This window comes from Flavobacterium terrisoli (genome assembly GCF_030167905.1).
GTDB lineage: Bacteria > Bacteroidota > Bacteroidia > Flavobacteriales > Flavobacteriaceae > Flavobacterium > Flavobacterium terrisoli.
In genome coordinates this window covers 115,708-135,369 of the sequence record NZ_JARGNA010000006.1, presented here as the reverse complement: position 1 = coordinate 135,369, position 19,662 = coordinate 115,708, and the positions used below count along the sequence as shown (strand labels likewise).

The 19,662-nt window shown below is 38.7% G+C and carries 11 protein-coding genes and 1 tRNA gene; 5 read left to right on the top strand and 7 right to left on the bottom strand.

Annotated features, from left to right (window positions below; translation table 11 throughout):
• Window positions 1–87: 87 nt before the first annotated feature.
• Entirely contained in the window at window positions 88–1,005 is a 918-nt protein-coding gene (locus tag P1K33_RS09650; RefSeq protein WP_284652746.1) for a hypothetical protein, read from the top strand.
• A complete protein-coding gene (locus P1K33_RS09645) occupies window positions 996–2,129 on the top strand; it encodes a glycosyltransferase family 2 protein (RefSeq protein WP_284652745.1) in 1,134 nt (377 codons plus the stop codon). The genes P1K33_RS09650 and P1K33_RS09645 overlap by 10 nt, the downstream gene beginning before the upstream one ends.
• A gap of 216 nt (window positions 2,130–2,345) precedes the next feature.
• Here the strand turns inward: P1K33_RS09645 and P1K33_RS09640 are convergent, their stop codons facing one another.
• From P1K33_RS09640 to P1K33_RS09620, 5 genes are all read right to left on the bottom strand, one after another.
• Entirely contained in the window at window positions 2,346–2,822 is a 477-nt protein-coding gene (locus P1K33_RS09640) for a hypothetical protein (RefSeq protein WP_284652744.1), read from the bottom strand.
• Window positions 2,823–2,941: 119 nt separating this feature from the next.
• Window positions 2,942–6,244: a T9SS type A sorting domain-containing protein gene (locus tag P1K33_RS09635; protein ID WP_284652743.1), complete on the bottom strand. Its 3,303-nt coding sequence runs from the start codon at window positions 6,242–6,244 to the stop codon at window positions 2,942–2,944.
• Between the two features lie 412 nt (window positions 6,245–6,656).
• Window positions 6,657–6,730 (bottom strand) — tRNA-Asp (locus P1K33_RS09630).
• A gap of 86 nt (window positions 6,731–6,816) precedes the next feature.
• Complete coding sequence (locus P1K33_RS09625; protein WP_284652742.1) at window positions 6,817–7,743, bottom strand: DUF58 domain-containing protein; 927 nt, start codon at window positions 7,741–7,743, stop codon at window positions 6,817–6,819.
• A 63-nt stretch (window positions 7,744–7,806) separates the two neighbouring features.
• Window positions 7,807–10,464, bottom strand: a complete 2,658-nt coding sequence (locus P1K33_RS09620; RefSeq protein ID WP_284652741.1) for a phage tail-like protein — start codon at window positions 10,462–10,464, stop codon at window positions 7,807–7,809.
• A 131-nt stretch (window positions 10,465–10,595) separates the two neighbouring features.
• Between P1K33_RS09620 and P1K33_RS09615 the strand changes: the two genes are divergently transcribed.
• Window positions 10,596–11,300, top strand: a complete 705-nt coding sequence (locus P1K33_RS09615; protein WP_284652740.1) for a LytR/AlgR family response regulator transcription factor — start codon at window positions 10,596–10,598, stop codon at window positions 11,298–11,300.
• Complete coding sequence (locus P1K33_RS09610) at window positions 11,297–13,276, top strand: tetratricopeptide repeat-containing sensor histidine kinase (RefSeq protein WP_284652739.1); 1,980 nt, start codon at window positions 11,297–11,299, stop codon at window positions 13,274–13,276. Before P1K33_RS09615 ends, P1K33_RS09610 begins: the two co-directional genes overlap by 4 nt.
• A 54-nt stretch (window positions 13,277–13,330) precedes the next feature.
• On the opposite strand, the gene trxA is transcribed toward P1K33_RS09610, so the two are convergent.
• Window positions 13,331–13,648 (bottom strand): thioredoxin, encoded by a 318-nt coding sequence (gene trxA / locus P1K33_RS09605; RefSeq protein WP_121312549.1) that lies wholly within the window; start codon window positions 13,646–13,648, stop codon window positions 13,331–13,333.
• A 188-nt stretch (window positions 13,649–13,836) separates the two neighbouring features.
• Here trxA and P1K33_RS09600 point away from each other — a divergent pair, with 188 nt between their 5' ends.
• Window positions 13,837–15,156, top strand: coding sequence for an O-antigen ligase family protein (locus P1K33_RS09600; RefSeq protein ID WP_284652738.1), 1,320 nt, complete (start codon window positions 13,837–13,839; stop codon window positions 15,154–15,156).
• Here the strand turns inward: P1K33_RS09600 and dnaE are convergent.
• Window positions 15,143–19,645, bottom strand: coding sequence for a DNA polymerase III subunit alpha (gene dnaE / locus P1K33_RS09595; protein ID WP_284652737.1), 4,503 nt, complete (start codon window positions 19,643–19,645; stop codon window positions 15,143–15,145). The genes P1K33_RS09600 and dnaE overlap by 14 nt on opposite strands.
• Between the last annotated feature and the right edge of the window lie 17 nt (window positions 19,646–19,662).

Sequence of the window (19,662 nt, the reverse complement as noted above, 5' to 3'; positions counted from 1 at the left end):
TTTTTTCAAAAAAACAATTTTTTAAACTCAAGAATGTGGTAAATAGATATTTTAGGATTCAAAACAAGATATCCGTTAATTTGCGGTATGAAAAATCTTCTTCAAAATAGGTATTTACTTTTTATTATCAAGCTAACTATCGTTCTGCTTTCGTTTTATTTTATCTATGGAGAATTAAAAAACAATGACAAACTCGATTGGGCAAAATTCTTCCTTTTACTGGAAGAAAAACAGTCTGTTTTAGGCATTGCTTTTCTGCTTTCGTTTAGCGTTGCCAATCGTTTTCTGGAAATCCTGAAGTGGCAAAACCTGGTTTCTTTTTTACGGCCAATTTCCGTTGGAGAATCTACCAAACAAGTATTGGGTGCCCTGACTGCCGGAATATTTACACCAAACGGCTTAGGTGAATATGCTGGAAAAGCGTTGTATTTTGACAAAAAGAAAACCAAGAAGATTATTTTCCTCAACCTGATCTGCAATGGGATTCAAATGATTTTGACCATTATATTCGGAACAATTGGATTATTTATTATTGGTTATTGGAAATGGGCATTGGCCATAATTGGCTTGGCTTTCTTATTCCTTCTTATTTCCTTTCTCTCCAAAAAAATAAAAGTCAAAGGCTATTCTATCGAAAAACTGATTCACAAAATCAACGAAATCCCCAAAACCATTCATCGCAAAAATATCCTGCTGGCTATTGGCCGTTATTTGGTTTTTTCTCACCAATACTATTTTTTATTTCTCGCTTTTGATGTAGATTTACCTTATCTAACGATGATGGCAACCATTGCTGTGGTTTATTTTTTGGCTTCTTCCTTACCGAGTTTTCAGTTTTTGGATTTTGCCGTAAAAGGAAGTGTGGCGATGTTTTTCTTCGGAAAATTGGATGTCAATGAATGGATCGTTGTTTTCATTTCTACACTGATGTGGTTTTTGAACGTTGTGTTGCCGGTCGTTATCGGAAGTTATTTTGTCTTAAAATTTAAACCCAAATGGAACTAATCACAATTGCATTTTATTTGATTTTATTCGTCTATCTCATTCTTATGGCCCAATTGATTTTGGGTTATGACAAAGTGAAAGCTTTTAAAAGAACCGATATTGAACCCAAAACGGCCTTCTCGATTATCGTTCCGTTTCGCAATGAAGAAAAGAATTTGCCGAGATTATTGCAGTCATTTTCCAAACTGAATTATCCCTATAAATTAATCGAAATTGTAATGGTTGATGATTTCTCGACCGACAGTTCGGAGCGCGTTTGCATCAAATGGCGATTGGACCACGAGTTTCTGGACACGACGCTTTTGGAGAATTTGCGTTTGTCCAATTCGCCTAAAAAAGACGCTATCGGCCGAGCGGTTCCTATTATCAAACACGACTGGATTATCACTACCGATGCCGATTGTACCGTAAATGAAAACTGGCTGCTGACCTTGGACGATTACATTCAGAAAAACAATCCTGAAATGATTGTCGGTGCGGTGAAATACAAAACCAAAAACAACTGGTTCCATCGTTTTCAACAGATGGATTTACTGAGTTTGCAAGGCACAACGATAGGCAGTTTTGGTATCGGGAAACCGTTTATGTGCAATGGTGCCAATTTTGCTTACACCAAAAAACTATTTCATGAAATTGGCGGTTTTGAAGGGATTTCAAAAAATGCCAGTGGCGATGATGTTTTATTATTACAGAAAGCGACAAAAAATCATTTGGATAAAATCCATTACTTAAAAAACAACGACAGCATCGTCAAAACCAAACCGGAAAACGATTTGTTCAAATTCTTTATGCAACGCGTTCGCTGGGCAAGCAAAACAACGGGCTATCAGAGCGGTTATGCAAAGTTCTTAGCGGTTATCGTCTTGTTGATGAATGTGAGTTTGGTTGCCGGTTTTGTATTGGCTCTCATCGGAAAATTGGATTGGAGAATGCTTCTTGGACTGTTTTCGGCTAAATATTTAATCGATTACTGGTTGCTTTATAAAACCAACAAATACATCCTCAAAGGCAAATGGATTTTACCCTTGGCAACAAGTGTCATTTATCCTTTGTATTCAAGTTTGGTTGGGATTTACTCTTTGTTTGGCAGTTTTACCTGGAAAGGCAGACAGTTTTCTAAATAGCCAATTTGAGATTAAGAGGAATTTGAGATTAAGAGGAGAATGTCCGGTGGACATTCGGTTTATGCCAGTGGGCTTCAGGTATTTTTGCATAGCAAAGTCTAGCCCGGATAGCAGTGGAAATCCTTTTTATGGTTTGCAAAAAGCCCTTCGACTGCGCTCAGGGTGACAAACCATAAAAAGATTGGAACGCATAGCCGGAAACAGCTCCTGAAAAATTTACTCTTGTTTGATAATCACTGGAAGCACAAACTGGGTTTTTACGGGAATGCCTCTTTTGAGTGCGGGATTTACTTTTGGAAAATCGACCAATCGCGCACGGAGAATGCTGTCAATCTTGATGGTGTCATAAGCCACGGAATCTTTTGGGAATTCGGGATTGAATTCCAAAGTCGCATCGGGCAGCACCGTCACCCTGACTTCAATCGTATCCAATTTTGGGAACATGGTAGCCAAAGTATCTATGGCTAATTTTTCCTGAATCGTTGCCGTCAGAAAGTCAAAAAAACATTGCTTGCGTTGGGCGGCATCAGTGAGTTTTTCGCAATCATCGACAGATGGATATTCATCGACTTCTGTCCAGTTGATTTCCTTCATTTGTTTGTCGAGCAATTCTTTTTCAGAAGGCACTTTCTTCTCCAAGTATTGGCAGGAAAAACAAAGTAAGACTGCAACTAAAGCGAGCGCTTTTTTCATGAATGGGTTCCATCGATTAACATTTTCAAAAATAAGAAATTATATTCACCATACTACGGTTTGCCTAAAAAAAGAAAAGCCTTCCCGAAAGAAGGCTTTTGTATTTGAAAGATTAAAATTTATTCTACGATTAATTTCTTCACTACTTTCAGGTTGGCATCGGTAGTCACTTCAAGCAAGTACATTCCTTTCGATACCGAAGACATATCAAGTGTTTGTGTTGACAAAGCTGTGGTTGGTTTTTGAGCGATGATCATTTTGCCCAATACATCATACACCGCAATATTTGAAATCGTTCCATTGTTTTTAACCTTGATGGTTACCATATCTGAAACCGGATTCGGGTAGAACACAAAATCACCATTTTCAAATTCGCCAAGACCTAATTGCTGTACAAATTCCGTATTGAAGGTATTGGTTACAATCGCCGGATTGAAATCAAAATAAATTGACGCCGTATTTGGGATAATATCACCAACCGAGTATCCTGCTCTTGGTTTTATTTGGAAAGTAATATATCCTTTACCGATATTGGTGTTGGCTACAGATGGCGGTAATTGAATATCATCAAAAATCCAATTGACATTACTACCCAATCTGTCCATAATGTATGGATGACTGGCACTTACCATTCTGATGGTACTTTCATCCAAATCAGCATCTAAAAGATCGTTTACCCTTACGTTCTCAGCATTGGCTGTTCCCGAATTTTCGAAACGGATGGTATAGGTTAAATAATCATTTGACGTAAATGTGGAATGAAGGATTCTTCCACCATGCGCTTCCATTTTGTCATTTGGATCATAAGAACCAATGATAACCTGGGTGCTTGAAACATTATTATTGAGTGGAACCACATCGCCTGTTAATGGTACGATTGAAGCCGTATTGGTTAACAAGCCTCCAATTGCAACAGTCGGAATGGTCGGCACCTGCATAGTTACTGTCATTTCTCTTGACTCAAACGGTAACAAATTGGTGAAATTATAAGTGAATCCATTGGTTATCGGCGTTGTTCCTGACTGTGTGTTTGCAGTAATGGAAACTAACGGATCGTGGTTAAACGTTACCGTTCCCGATGCAACAGTTTGGTTACCATTATTGGTATATACAATTTTATTCATATAGGTAAAACCAGGTCTTGGTGCATTTAACGGAACGATATTTACAGCCAAATCGTTATAGGTTTGGGTTACTGTTATTGGGAAATTATAGGTAGTTACTCCACCTCCAACAACTACTTGCACATTACTATAAGATGATGTTGTAATACCATAAGACGCTAAATAATTTGGATTAATGGCATAACTCAAATCATAAGAGTTTGCGCCATTGGTATCATAAATATGATAAATTCCCGTTGGAGAAACAATATTGTGAACATTGCCATTATTATTGATTTCATAAGTAAATTGCCCTAAAGGGAAATTTTGTTCTCCATTGTCCTGTGTTCCATTATTATTTGAATCAAGGAAAGCATTCAATCTCAACCCCGAACAATCAATTGTTCCTGTAGATTCAACTTCCGAAATGGTTATTAAACCCGGTTGACCGCTATAGTTGGTTACCATAATTAAATAGTATTGTCCTGCTTGTGCATTTGGAATAAAAGGAAATTCAACCGCAGCAGCAGAAAAACTACAAGAAACTATACTATTTGCCAATAATTCCGGATTGCCACAAGGCATAGTTGGACTGGAAAACGGACCGTGAACGATATAATCAACATCAATAGGAGTTCCTCCATTGGTTACCTGATTGATTTGTAAATTAATGCTTCCTGAAGAGCTTATCGGCAGATAAAACCATGTTGGGTTTGGTGCCGACCCCAGACATCCATAAGGAGTTCCATTCATACCAACGGTATTGGAAAAAGGAGCGCCCAATGAGTTACACAATGAATTAGCCATCTCACAGGTATATCCTAAATTACAATCCCCGTAAGCCAGTAATTGGAAATTATAAATATTATCGCACCCATTAGGCACAATCTCTCTTACAAAAACATCCGTAACAGGGTTTTGAACACTCAAATTTACAGCTGATGGGTTGTTAAAAGGCACTACCTGATTTATGGCATTGGCCCAACTCGGATAATATTCTAAAGTGTTTCCGGTATTGATTTGTGTTTGAACTGATGTCAAATCAAAAGTTACAATATTGTCGTTATCCGTATCACACTGACTTATATCGTTCAATTGAAATATTGCTACTATATATGTCTCAACCACCAAAGCAAATGGGAAAGTTTGAAATGATGAAGGATTGGCATTCTCCTCCAATCGGGCATAAATTACTGTCCCGTGTTGTGCACAGAAATTACTCGGATTGGTAATGGCCAGCATATCTGCATCTGCATTTGCCTGAGTCAAATGATAGGTAATGGTATAATCAGCCGGATTTAAATTCCCGATGATAAAATCGTCATTAATGGTGAGATTAAAACAACCCGAATCAGTATCTCCACAAATGGTTATATTAGTTGCCTGACCCGGTTGTGGCGGACAAGCCATGGTCATAAACTCGCCCCAGCTCGAACCTGTACTTACTCCTGAAGCATCACAGTTAGCAATAACATTAAAAACATAATTAGTGTCACACATTAAATCTGTTAATACATATGGATTTACCTGTGTAAAAATAGTAGTCACCGGCATTCCATTAGCAGTAATTCCTATATTCCAAGAAGTTTCTGTGCCACCCGAAGTCCAGCTAAGCGTAGCTGAAGTTTGTGTAACATTGGTAACTGCAAGTTGTGTTGGCGCAGGACAATTTGGGTTTTCGCAATTGATTGTAACCAATTGTATCATTCCAATAGATGAACAACCTGTTGCCATATTAGTAACCCTGTAATAAACCGGCGGTTCATTTGGCGGCATTGTCATACTAAGATAACATGCAGGATTTGCTATTGCATTTGCATTCACCTGTGCGTCCATTTCTGTCATAAAAAATTGAACTTCCAAACCTCCTTGTCCCATGATGATAGAAGGAATTACACTAGTCAAATCCCAACATTGAAAACTAGTAGTTACATCGGTACAATGGGTAATCGTTTGTATTGGCGCTTCCGGCGTTGGATTAACATTCAGGTTATAGGTCAAAATCGTAACATCGTTTGTAGCAACAGTTACGATTCTAACAAAAATAGTTTGCGTCCATGGGTTGATGTTTTCGTAAGGGCTTGTCAGTGCATTAGCCCCTATAGCTGCATCAGCTTGCGTTTCATGATGTGTCACGACGTAATCTTGGGAGCTTAAATTTCCGAGAATTTCAAAAGAGATTTCTCCCAGCCAAAAAGAGGCAAATCCGTCATTGTTTTCATCACACACATTATTAAATTGTGAAGGCTGGTTAAAATTTTGAGCCAACAAAATTGAAGTGGAAAAAAATAAGATGAGAATAAGTAATAATTTTTTCATAAGACATTGGTTAGATTGATTGTTGTTTTGAATTCTTTTTTCAAAAACCCTGAAAAAAGGAAAATGCAATTTACAATTTTTCAATGAATTACATAAAAAAAATTAGAATTTGAGGGCTTTGAATGAGTAAATGCTCATTCTGACTTATAAACGAATAGAAATGGAACTTCTATAAAGCAAAAAAGCCATCCACAATAAAGTGGAAAGCTTTTCATTGGTCTAACTACTAAACCTTGATACGAGTTACAAATTCGTATCGAAACAACACAACTAATTTTAAATGACCTGCTTACATTTTCTAAAATGACAGATGCATTTCGTTTGCTTTTTTGGAACCTAAAAATCAGATTTATTTAAAATCCTATTTTGGGCAAAAAAGGTTTTCGTTTCCGAAAACCTTTCCCAATTTTAGCGGTCTGGACGGGACTCGAACCCGCGACCCCATGCGTGACAGGCATGTATTCTAACCAACTGAACTACCAAACCATCGCTTAATTGCGGTTGCAAATATACAACTGATTTTGATTCCTGCAACTTTTTTTTAATAAAAAAAACAACCTTGTTTTTTATTGCTAACCAAACATTTGTTTTTCAACCAAGTATGTCGTTAAAATTTTTTCAAAACTTTCTTCAACTGCCACCGGAACGTACTTAATTTTGTTTTGGGCACAAGTCATCGCCAGTGATTTGAAATACCCATTTACCTTTTCTTCGTAGGCTTCTTTTATGGTGTCTGCAAAAACATTGATCTGTTCACCGGTTTCCAAATCGATGAATTTTCTCGGTGCATTGTCAAAATTGAAATTGATTTCGGTTTTCTTATCAATCACATGAAACACGACAACTTTATGCTTATCATGCTTTAAATGTTGCAATGCATTGAACAACGCTTCATTATTGCCGGTTTGAAACATATCGGTAAACAGGATAATCATTGAGCGACGGTGAATTTTTTCGGCTATCTGATGCAAAAAAGTCACGGTATCTGTGCTTTTGGATGTCGCTGGTTTTTCCAAAAGCTGCTCCAGTTTGTTCAAAATCATGCGGTGATGGCGATCACTTCCTTTTTCGGGCGCATAATATTCATAAGTATCCGAATACACGCTCAAGCCAACAGCATCACGCTGTTTCTTTAATAAATTCATCAAAACAGCTGAAGCCAATACGGAAAAACCAATTTTATTATGGTAAAATAACTCATCGTTTTTCAATTTCGGATAATGCATTGACGAGGAATTATCGATAATCAAATGACAACGAAGATTGGTTTCTTCTTCAAACTTTTTGGTGTACAATCGGTCTGTCTTGGCAAATAATTTCCAGTCGATATGCTTGGTGCTTTCGCCGGAATTATAGACTTTATGTTCGGCAAATTCAGCTGAAAATCCGTGAAAAGGGGATTTGTGCATTCCCGAGATAAAACCTTCCACTACCTGATTGGCCAACAATTCAAGGTGCTGGAAACTCGATATTTTCTCTATTTGTGATTCGATGTTCATTTTTCAAATATACTATGAAAAACAAATTATCGAACTCCTATTAACATAAAAATATGCGGTTGACTATTCCTCGTAAGTTACGAGAACTCGAATCGGCTTGGTTAAAATATTAGCTGAATTAGCCGTTTTGTTCCAAACCACAACACTCGTACTTGAAACGTAATAGTCATACTCATAACCTGCAGATGCTGTATAAGAAGGCGGTACAGAATTCCCTGAACTATACTCTACCAAAACACTTGCTGATAATATTTTCGAACTGGTCAACCCATGAACAAGTTGTACAAATCCTCCTTGGGTATTACTGGTTGTTCCTGTTAACTTGATCATTTTCACCGCTGGAGCAGTACTGCCTCCCATTTTTGTAAAGCCATTGACTTCGAGTTCTGCAGTTGGTGCATTGGTCCCAATTCCAACTTCACCGGTTCCTTTAATACGCATTCTTTCAGTAAAAGAACTGCTGCTTCCATAACCAAAAGCGATATCACTTCCTGATAAATCTGAATGGATTTGCATTAAGTTCCCCTGAATCCCAAAACCATAATTGGCTGCTGCCGAACCATAGATGGCAATTTTTTCACCTAAGGTATAATCGGTTATGTGCAATGGAACCTGAGGTGTAAATGTTCCTCCAACACCCACAAATCCATCGCTGGTAACCACCATTTTAGTTGTATTGTTATTTGTTCTGAAAAGCAATCCATTCGGCACTCCTGCTGAGTTATAAATGATTCCTCCGCTGGTAGCTGTTGCATTTGACCCGAACAAAACTCCTGTTTCCGATCCCGAAAGCAAATTCATATAGGTAGACACATCATTTTCAATGGTAACCAAAGCTGAAGTATTGGGCGTCATCCCTGAAGAATTGCCTCTAACGTGTAATTTAGAGGATGGACTCGTAGTCCCAATTCCAATATTACCACTTCCTTTAATTCTCATTCTTTCGGTAAAGGAAGCGCTGCTCCCATATCCGAAAGCTATGTCGCTGAAATCATAATCGGCATATATTTGTAATAATTTATTTTGAATTCCGAAACCATAATGATTGGTAAGCGTACTGCCCCAAAGTGATACCTTATCACCATAACCATCGCTAAAATGAAGCGGAAACTCAGGGGTAAAATTACCTAATGCAACATTCCCGGTAGAACCGATAACCATTCTGTTGGTATTTCCACCGGTTCTAAACATCATACTATTTGGATAAGCGGTAGAATTGTAAATCACACCTCCGTTAGCCGATGCGCCACTGGCTCCAAACAAAACGCCTGTTTCCTGGGTAGAAAGTAAATTGGTATACACATTGGTACCGCTGCCTTCAACCGTAAGCAATGAACTGCCGTTGGCAGCAATTCCTGAAGAACCATTTTGAACATGAAGTCGGGATGAAGGTGCGGATGTACCAATACCCACATTGCCAGTCCCTTTAATTCGCATTCGTTCAACTAAGGCATCCGTTGTTCCATATCCAAAAGCTATATCATTGGCACTACTTGGTGTATACATTTGTAATAATGCACTTTGAATCCCGAAACCATACATATTTGAAGAAGTTCCAAAGAGGCAAATTTTCTCTCCTAAAACATTATCAAATTCTAATTGAACAGTAGGCGTAAAATTACCTAATGCCACTTTTCCTGTCGAACCAATAATCATTCGATTGGCGTTGCCTCCCGTTCTAAACATCATACTATTAGGATAAGTGGTTGAGTTATAGATTACACCTCCGTTAGCCGATGCTCCACTGGCACCAAACAAAACGCCAGTCTCTTGTGTAGAAAGTATATTTGCATACACATTGGCACCGCTGCCTTCCACAGTAAGTAAAGAACTCCCGTTAGCCGTTATTCCTGAAGTCCCATTTTGAATATGTAATCTTGACGAAGGACTAGAAGTTCCTATCCCAACATTCCCTGTTCCTTTGATTCGCATTCTTTCAGTAAAAGAAGCACTACTGCCGTAACCAAAAGCAATATCATCTGAAACGATACCACCATGGATTTGCAGTAAATAATCCTGGATGCCGATTCCATGGTGGGCTGCCGCGTTACCATAAAAAGATATTCTGTCGCCAAGTCCCCACCCAAATTGCAGTGGAACCGTTGGGTTGGTATTGCCTATACCCACAAACCCGTTTCCTTTGAAACGGACTGTTTCGGTAAAAGCAGCACTACTTCCATAACCAAAAGCAATGTCGCTGAAATTAAAATCGGAATGTATTTGAAATAAATTGGATTGCAATCCAAAGCCATAATGATTGGCACCGCTTCCCCAAAAAGAAACTTTATCTCCCAAACTTGACTGAAAATGCAAAGGAAAACTTGGGCTATTCAATCCTATCCCAACGTTACCCATATGATACATACTGTCTGTATTTGAAGGCGTATCGGTAGTTCCGGCTTTGTACCAATCCTTATCACCATTGGCAGTTGAAACAATTCCAATCCAACTCGTTGTGGCATTGTCCCAATAATAAAATCCGGGAGTATTGCTTCCAGAAGCGGTGGTCAAATAAACCATCATACCTTGTTGGGTCGCAGTCGGATTTGTAACCGGGAAAGCATCCACTTTCGGAATAATGATTCCGTCATTGTTAGCCGGTGCCGATTGATTGCTCGCTTTTATCTCAAGTTGAGCACCTGGTGTTGTGGTATTGATTCCAACCTGAGCATACGTTTGAAAGAAACAAAATAATAATCCGAGTCTGAAAAATGCTTTCATTTTTATTGTTTTTTTGGCAAAATTGAAAATTTAAAACGCACCAAATCTGACTATTATACCAACGACATTTATATTATACGAATGACATATTTTAACATTTTTTATTATTTTTGAAGGATAAAGTGGTCAAAATGAAAAAATGGAACTGTTTAATTATTGACGATGAAGACATAGATCGGCTGATGGTTTTGTCATTTGCCAAAAAATTTCCTCAACTCAACATCATTGGTGCTTATAGTTCTGCTCAAGAGGCGCTGGACATTTTAACCAAAACTCCCATTGACATTCTTTTTCTCGACATTGACATGCCCGGATTCAGCGGTGTGGAATTCCGAAAAAAAGCCATGGAAGTTCCGGTCTGCATTTTTATCACCGGCCATGCTGAATATGCCGTAGAAAGCTTCGAATTGGAAACGCTAGATTTTATTGTAAAACCTTTACGCTTCGAAAGATTTGAAAGAGCAATGCAACGCGTTGATCAGTTTTTGGAAATCAAGGAAAAGGCTTCACTATTCGAATTGAGCATCGGTGACGATGTGATTTATATTAAGGAAGGCAACGAAAAATCCAAAATCAAACTGTTCGACATTTTATATTTAGAAGCTTTAAAGGATTATACACTTTTGGTGACCGAGCAAAAGAAACACTGCATCTGGTCGAATATCGGTTCGCTTTTAAAACAAGATCCTTTTCAGTCTTTCACCCGAATCCATCGAAGCTTTGCCATTCAGAAACAATTTGTAAAGAAAGTTTCCGCTCAGGAAATCATGCTTAGCAATAATGCTTTAATTCCTGTAGGAAGAAGCTATAAAGAGAGTGTAAAAATGCTGTTATGAGGAATTACTTCTGTGGTTTACTTGTTCTTTTTTCCACTTTTGCGTTGGGCCAAAAGCAAACTTCCATCGACTCATTATTGCGCACCATTCCTCAATTAAAAGAAGATTCCGCAAAGGTAAACCGCTACAATAAAATTGCGGTTCATTATTCCGAAATCGATTCAACTAAAGCCTTTTTGTACAACAAAAAAGCCCTGCAACTGGCAGAGAAGATAGATTGGAAAGAAGGCATAACCAAATCCAATTTTTATCTGGGGACAATCTACAACACCAACTTCAATTACGACAAAGCTTTGGTGCATTTCAATAAAGCCCTGGTTACTGGCAACCAGAAATTATTGGCCAAAACCAATTTGAATATCGGTTGCGTTTACACCTATAAAAGTAATTTCTCGAAGGCATTAGACTATTTCCATCGGGCCTTAAAAATTGACGAAAAATTAGGTGATAAAAAAGAAATTGCCAAAATCGCTACCAATATGGGATCAGTGTATTATGGCATTCAAAACTATAAAAAGGCGCTGTTTTATTTTAACAAAGCGGCAAAGGTCAATACAGAAACTGGAAACGAAAATGATTTGGCCATTATAAACCGAAATATCGGTGGCGTTTATAACAGTTTGGGGCAAACCCAAAAAGCCCTGGTTTTTTATGAGAAAGCCTATCAATCAAGTAAAAAAATAAAAAACGAATCTTTACAAGCCCGCATTCTATCAGACTTTGCGCTTGTATATTACAACCTGGATGATTTCGATAAAGCCATTTATTACAGCCAACTTTCACTAAAGAACAAGAGTGTTGTGGACAAACAAACTTTGGCATTCAATCATGGTCTTTTGGGTGATGCTTATGTGGGGAAAGCAAAAAGAAACAACAATAACCAAATTTTGCTGGACAGTGCTGCTTCCAGCTTAAGCAAAGCCATTAAACTACACCAGCAACTCAATAGCAGTCGTGATTTAGCCTATGATTTTTCAAGCATTACCCAAGTATATAAACTCCGCGGCGATTATAAGAAAGCTTTAACTTCGTATGAAACGGCGATGGTTTATGAGGATTCGGTATTTAATTTTGAAAATAAAGAGACCATCAAAAACCTGGAAGACAAAAGAGCCATTGAACTTCGGGATCGGGAAATTAAAATCAAAAAACTCCAGCTCGAATCTAAGGAAAGACAAAAATGGATGCTTGTATCAGGCTTGGCTTTGCTGGGTATCATTGGAGGATTGCTTTTTTACCAAAGCTCTAACCGAAGAAGAGTCAACAAAAAACTACAAAATTTAAACCTCGATTTAGAGAAAAAGAACATTGAATTGGACGAAGCCAATAAAATAAAAGCGCGTTTTTTCAGCATCCTGAACCATGATTTGCGAAGCCCGGTTTATAATCTGATTCATTTCCTGCATTTGCAGAAAAACAATCCCGAATTGATGGATGCCGAAATGAAAATTTCGATTGAAAAGAAAACCGTTTCATCGGCAGAAAACTTGCTCACTTCAATGGAAGACATGCTTCTATGGAGCAAAAGCCAGATGGAAAACTTCAAACCGCAACCCAAAAAAATTAATATAAATACTTTATTTGAAGATACCCAAAAGCACTTCTCAAGCGAAGAGAAAATTAAGTTTTCTTTTGAAAACCCAAATGATTTTGAAATCACAACCGATGAAAATTATCTGAAAACCATCATCCGAAACCTTACCGGAAATGCAATAAAGGCTTTGGGCAAAACTGAACATCCAACCATAGTTTGGAAAGCCTGGCAAGAAGGAACCAACTCATTTTTATCCATTACCGACAATGGTTCCGGTGCAAGTCAGGAGCAGCTGAGAGCGCTGTATGACGATAAAGAAGTCGTCGGCATCAAAACCGGTTTAGGATTGCATTTGATCCGCGATTTGGCCAAAGCAATTGATTGCACTATAGTCGTAGACAGCAAAGCGGATGTTGGCACCACTTTTACTTTAGCCTTATAATAATAAAAAAAGGCCTGACTTTCGTCAGACCTCAATCTCTTTTTCATTCCTATCTTATAATAATGCATCGATTGCATCAGTGTAAGTCTTTTTAGGAGCAACGCCAACCTGACGTCCTACTACTTCACCATTTTGGAAAACCAAAACCGTTGGGATGTTACGCACACCATATTTTGCTGCAAATTCCTGATTGGCATCTACATCAACTTTTCCAACCACTGCTTTTCCTTCGTATTCTGATGAAATTTCGTCGATAACCGGACCAACCATACGACATGGACCACACCAAGCTGCCCAAAAATCTACCACAACTGGTTTATCTGATTTTAATACTACTTCGTCAAATGTAGCATCTGTAATTGCTAAAGCCATATTTTATATTTTTAAATTACTTTTATTATTTGAGCACAAAATTAGACATTTTATTTTGGTTTTCTTCACTAAAAAAATCAGATTTGACTATGATTGTATTTGAAAAGCTGATTGCTGATTTAAATTTTCATCTGTAAGATTGTTTGCATCAATTTTCAATTATATTTGTTTCTTATTTCTTATTTTCCATGACTGACAAATATTATACAAAACTCATTTTAGGCCATATCGGTATTGGTTTTTGTATTTTTCTCTTCCCTTTTTTAGCCAAACTTTATGCTGTTCTGATTGCGGTCGCCGGATTTTATTTCATCTTTAAAAATAAGAACAAAAACAACGAAGCACTTTACGCGTCAGCCTATGTTGTTGGCTGTGAAGTTTTTCTGAGGACGACCTTTGGAAATCCTTTTCATGAATATGGAAAATACTTTGTGCTGTTGTTTGTCCTATTAGGCTTGTTTTACAACGGCATTTCTAAGAAAACCTATCCCTATTGGATATTCCTGCTCTTGCTAATTCCAAGTACAATACTGGCTATAAACAATTTTAACACCGAGACCAGAAGGCATGTTTTTTTTAATATCATTGGCCCAATTTGCTTGGGCATTTGTTCCATATATGCCTATAAAAGAAAAATCAGCCGCCATGAGTTGGATAACATTTTACTCGGAATAGGTTTGCCAATTGTATCCAGCTGTATCTTTTTGCTTTTGAAATATCCTTTGAACGGTACTGTTATAGACAATACAGAATCCAATTTCTTTTTATCCGGGAATTATGCTCCTAACCAAATGGCAACATCATTAGGATTGGGATTATTTGTCTTTGTTTTGCGTTTTCTAACCGCTTCTAAAACACTTCAATCACAAATTATAAATGCCCTGATCATTGTATTGCTATACTATCGTGGACTATTGACTTTTTCGAGAGGCGGAATGATTACCGGTATGGCAATGATTGGTCTTTTATTGTTGCTTATTTGGATTAGCCACAGAAAAAATCCCGCTGTCAGATTAAAACTTGGGCTGCTCTTTTTATTGTTCCCTTTAGTGTTTGCTTTGACTTCTTTTCGGACGAATCATCTTTTATTCAAGAGATACAACAATCAAAATCCTTCTGGTTTATACAAAAGTCGTGAAGTCAACGGCAGAGAAGACATTGCTTTGGAAGAAATTCAAATTTTCAGAGATAACCCTATGACCGGAATTGGTGTTGGCAAAACCAAAGAACAGCGAAAAATAAAAAATGGAAACAATATATCCTCTCATAATGAAATAACCCGTATGCTGGCAGAGCATGGTGTTTTTGGAATACTATCGATTTTAATTCTCATTTTAACCCCATTGCCACTTTATCTCAAAGACAAACAAAATTTTTATCTGGTTTGCTTTTTTGCCTTTTGGCTGCTCACCATCAATCATTCGGGAATGAGGGTTGCTGCACCTTCATTTATCTATGCGCTGGCGCTTTTCTGCATTAAAAATGATGACGAGGCTAATTTAGCTTAAAGGTCAATCCCATCTTTTCCAACTCCTGAAGTAATTCGGTTGAGATTTTGATTTTTAACTTGCGGCTCGGAAGCGTGACTTTCGTTATCAACTGGATTTCTTCTTCAACTGTCGGAATCTCCATTTCTATTTCTTCCAGGCTTTCAACATCCAAATTGACTTCTTCATCTACCACAATTTTTGGTGCTATCTCAATTACTTTTTTAACTTTTTCCTGCTCGATGATTTCAAATGTAACCGTGTTGTCTCCTTTGTTGGAAGTAAAAATTTGGCCTAACTGCTGAATGAAATTCTGATGCAAATCATGAATATCCATTTGGATGCTGAGCTTTTTGGCAAATTGCGGCAATACATCCTGCAACTGTTTCACATCAACGAATTGTATTCTTGGTTCCGATTTTTTTCCGGTTTCCCTGTTGACCCAACCGTCTTTTACTCCTACTTTAAAATAGACAAATTGGTTGTTCACCAGGAAATGCCTGAACTTCAGGTATTCTTCATCAAAAATCCTGAAATCATGGCTTTCTTCATAACCTTCCAACGTAAACATGGCCCAGTCTTTCCCATTTTTAGCGGTTTTATACTGTACATTGGTTACAATGCCGGCAAAGGTTAAATTCTTCCCGATATAGCTGGTAAGGTTCTTTAAATTCTCCAGTTTGCTGCTGCAGAAGTATTTCATTTCAAATTTAAAATCATCCAATGGATGTCCGGAAATATAAATCCCAACGACTTCCTTTTCCTTGGCCAATTTCTCCATCGTGCTCCAGTCTTCACATGGCGGAACTGTTGGCTCAGCAATTTGAACATCACTGGCATCACCAAACAAACTTACCTGCGACGAATTTTCATTCTCCTGGAATTTGGCTCCATAACGCATCGCCTTTTCATAAAAAGTGATGTTGTCACCATCGGTGTGGAAGTATTGTGCTCGGTGTGTATCATTAAAACAGTCGAAGCCTCCGGCCAAAGCCAGGTTTTCAAAAGCTTTTTTATTGGCGGCCCGCAAATCAATTCGTTTCGCCAAATCAAAAATGGATTTGTAGTTTCCTTCTTTTCTGTTGGCTACTATGGTTTCCACCGCACCCATTCCAACGCCTTTAATCGCGCCCATTCCAAAACGAACGGCATAGTTTTCATTTACGGTAAACTTATAGTAACTCTCATTCACATCGGGACCGAGAACCTGCAATCCCATGCGCTTACATTCTTCCATAAAGAACGATACCTGTTTGATGTCATTCATATTGTTGGAAAGTACCGCCGCCATATATTCTGCCGGATAATGCGCTTTTAAATAAGCTGTTTGGTAAGCGATCCAAGCATAACAGGTCGAATGCGATTTGTTAAACGCATATTGCGCAAACGCTTCCCAGTCTTTCCAGATTTTCTCTAATTTTTCAGCATCATGACCTTTGGCAACCGCCTGGTCGATGAACTTGGATTTCATTTTATCCAGAACATCTTTTTGCTTTTTACCCATCGCCTTACGCAAAACGTCGGCATCACCTTTAGAAAAATCGGCGAGTTTTTGCGACAAAAGCATTACCTGCTCCTGATAGACCGTAATTCCGTAAGTTTCTTTGAGGTATTCTTCGTTGGCCTCCAAGTCATAAGTGATAGGTTCTTCGCCATTTTTCCTGCGAACGAAAGACGGAATATACTCCAATGGCCCCGGACGATAGAGCGCATTCATTGCAATCAAATCCCCAAAGACCGTAGGCTTCAAATCCTTTAAATATTTCTGCATTCCGGGCGACTCATATTGGAAAATCCCAACGGTTTCACCTCTTTGGAACAACTCATAAGTCTTGATATCATCAATCGGGAAAGTATCCGGATCGAGCTCTACTCCGGTTCTGTATTTGACTAATTTAACGGTATCTTTTATCAACGTCAGGGTTTTCAACCCCAGGAAGTCCATCTTTAATAAACCTGCACTTTCTACGACCGAGTTGTCAAATTGAGTTACATATAAATCAGAATCTTTGGCTGTGGCTACCGGAACGAAATTGGTAATGTCATCCGGCGTAATAATCACACCACAGGCGTGAATCCCTGTATTTCTAAGATTTCCTTCTAATATTTTAGCCTGTTGAATGGTTTCTCCGCCAAGGTCGTTGGCATTCGCCAATTCTATTAATTCTTTGACCTTATCATATTCTTCTGCCCGAAGTGCGGCTTTTAATTTGTCATTTTCCAAAGAAAAAATCTTGGCCAGATTCAGCGTCGTCGGAATCAACTTGGCAATTTTATCGGCTTCAAATAAAGGCAAATCCAACACACGCGCGGTATCACGAACCGATGATTTCGCCGCCATCGTACCATAAGTGATAATCTGTGCGACTTGTTTGGAACCGTATTTATTGATTACATAATCCATCACGCGGCTTCGGCCTTCATCATCAAAATCGATATCAATATCGGGCATCGACACACGATCCGGGTTAAGGAAGCGCTCAAAAAGCAAATCATAAAGCAGTGGGTCAATATTAGTAATTCCGAGACAATAGGCAACCACCGAACCGGCAGCAGAACCACGACCGGGACCAACAGAAACATCCATTCTTCGGGCTGCGGCAATGAAATCTTGTACAATCAAAAAGTAACCGGGATAACCTGTGTTTTCAATCGTTTTTAATTCGAAATCCAATCGTTCCTGAATCTCCGGAGTGATTTCTCCGTAACGCCTTTTGGCACCTTCAAAAGTTAGGTAAGCCAAATATTTGTTTTCGCCTCGCTTGCCGCCATCGGTTTCGTCTTCGGCTACCAAAAATTCCTCAGGTATGTCAAATTTCGGTAACAAAACCTCGCGTGACAAATCGTAGATTTCAATCTTATTGACAATTTCTTCAGTTGTTACTATCGCTTCAGGCAAATCGTGAAAGAGTTTTTTCATGGCTTCGCCCGACTTGAAATAGTATTCCTTATTGTTTAATCCATAGCGATAACCGCGTCCGCGACCAATTGGCGTGGATTGCTTTTCACCATCGCGAACGCACAGCAAAATATCATGCGCATTGGCATCTTCTTTATTGATATAGAAAACGTTGTTGGTGGCAACGGTTTTGATTTGGTATTTTTTGGCCAACGCAATCAGCGACACATTCACGCGGTTTTCATCTTCCTGATTGTGGCGCATTAACTCGAGATAGAAATCATCGCCAAATTCCTGTTTCCACCAAACCAAAGCTTCTTCGGCTTGGTTTTCTCCAATATTTAAAATCTTACTCGGAATTTCCCCATAGAGATTTCCGGATAAAACGATAATGTCTTCTTTGTATTGCTGGATGACTTTTCGGTCTATCCTTGGCACATAATAAAATCCTTCTGTGTAAGCGATGGAAGATAATTTGGCCAAATTGTGATAGCCTTTTTTGGTTTTGGCCAAAAAAACAATTTGGTAACCATTGTCTTTTCGCGACTTGTCCTTTAAGTCATCACAAACGTAAAACTCGCAGCCTACGATAGGCTTTACGATAGTTTCTGTTGGTGTTTCCCCGTTTTCCTCAGCTTGTTTGTTTTTGGCCTGTGCCGATTTATTGTGGTATAAAATATCGCGAACAAAGTGAAATGCTCCCATCAAATTGGCATGATCGGTCATGGCCACAGCAGGCATTTTATTTTGAACTGCTGCTTTGACTAAATCGGCCACACTGATAGTCGATTGCAATACCGAAAACTGGGTGTGATTGTGCAAATGCACAAACTCTACATCGGCGACATCATGATGGACTTGTTGGTCTTCATCTGTTGGAGTGACAACTTCTTCCTGCTGCTTAAATTGCTTTCTGATTTCCTCAGAAGCCTGCTTCAGGTTGATGTGTTTTAATCCGATGAGTTGGATTTCCTTCGGATTGTTTTCACCAAATTCCCTAAAATAGTCAGTTGGAACATCGAGTTCTTCTTTGGTAAAAACTTCTCTTCGGATTAATTCCAGGAAACAACGCGTCGTGGCTTCAACGTCTGCAGTCGCATTGTGCGCTTCGGAAAACGGAACCCCAAAAAGATAACTGTGGAGTTCGGTTAGTGTTGGTAATTTATACCTTCCGCCACGACCCCCGGGTAATTTTAAAAGTTCGGCGGTAACTTCGGTACAAGTATCCAAAACCGGCATTGAGACCATTGGTGAATCAACATCCAAACGGTAAAATTCACAACCCATAATGTTGACATCAAAGCCTACATTTTGCCCGACTATGAATTTGGCTTTCGCCAAAGCTGCATTGAATTTTTCTAATACTTCCGCTAAAGCGATTCCCTGTTCCTGGGCCAATTCGGTAGAGATACCGTGAATTCTTTCGGCATCATAAGGAATATTGAAACCTTCAGGTTTGACCAAATAATCCTGATGCTCTATCAGATTCCCCATGGCATCGTGCAACTGCCAAGCAATTTGGATACAGCGCGGCCAATTGTTGGTGTCGGAAATCGGCGCTGCCCAATTTCTTGGTAAGCCGGTAGTTTCGGTATCGAAAATTAAATACATGCAAGGAAATTTGAAGG

Coding starts and splice junctions, on each gene's coding strand:
- P1K33_RS09650 (WP_284652746.1), top strand. CDS start 88: ATGAAAAATCTTCTTCAAAATAGGTATTTACTTTTTATTATCAAGCTA.
- P1K33_RS09645 (WP_284652745.1), top strand. CDS start 996: ATGGAACTAATCACAATTGCATTTTATTTGATTTTATTCGTCTATCTC.
- P1K33_RS09640 (WP_284652744.1), bottom strand. CDS start 2,822: ATGAAAAAAGCGCTCGCTTTAGTTGCAGTCTTACTTTGTTTTTCCTGC.
- P1K33_RS09635 (WP_284652743.1), bottom strand. CDS start 6,244: ATGAAAAAATTATTACTTATTCTCATCTTATTTTTTTCCACTTCAATT.
- P1K33_RS09625 (WP_284652742.1), bottom strand. CDS start 7,743: ATGAACATCGAATCACAAATAGAGAAAATATCGAGTTTCCAGCACCTT.
- P1K33_RS09620 (WP_284652741.1), bottom strand. CDS start 10,464: ATGAAAGCATTTTTCAGACTCGGATTATTATTTTGTTTCTTTCAAACG.
- P1K33_RS09615 (WP_284652740.1), top strand. CDS start 10,596: ATGAAAAAATGGAACTGTTTAATTATTGACGATGAAGACATAGATCGG.
- P1K33_RS09610 (WP_284652739.1), top strand. CDS start 11,297: ATGAGGAATTACTTCTGTGGTTTACTTGTTCTTTTTTCCACTTTTGCG.
- trxA (WP_121312549.1), bottom strand. CDS start 13,648: ATGGCTTTAGCAATTACAGATGCTACATTTGACGAAGTAGTATTAAAA.
- P1K33_RS09600 (WP_284652738.1), top strand. CDS start 13,837: ATGACTGACAAATATTATACAAAACTCATTTTAGGCCATATCGGTATT.
- dnaE (WP_284652737.1), bottom strand. CDS start 19,645: ATGTATTTAATTTTCGATACCGAAACTACCGGCTTACCAAGAAATTGG.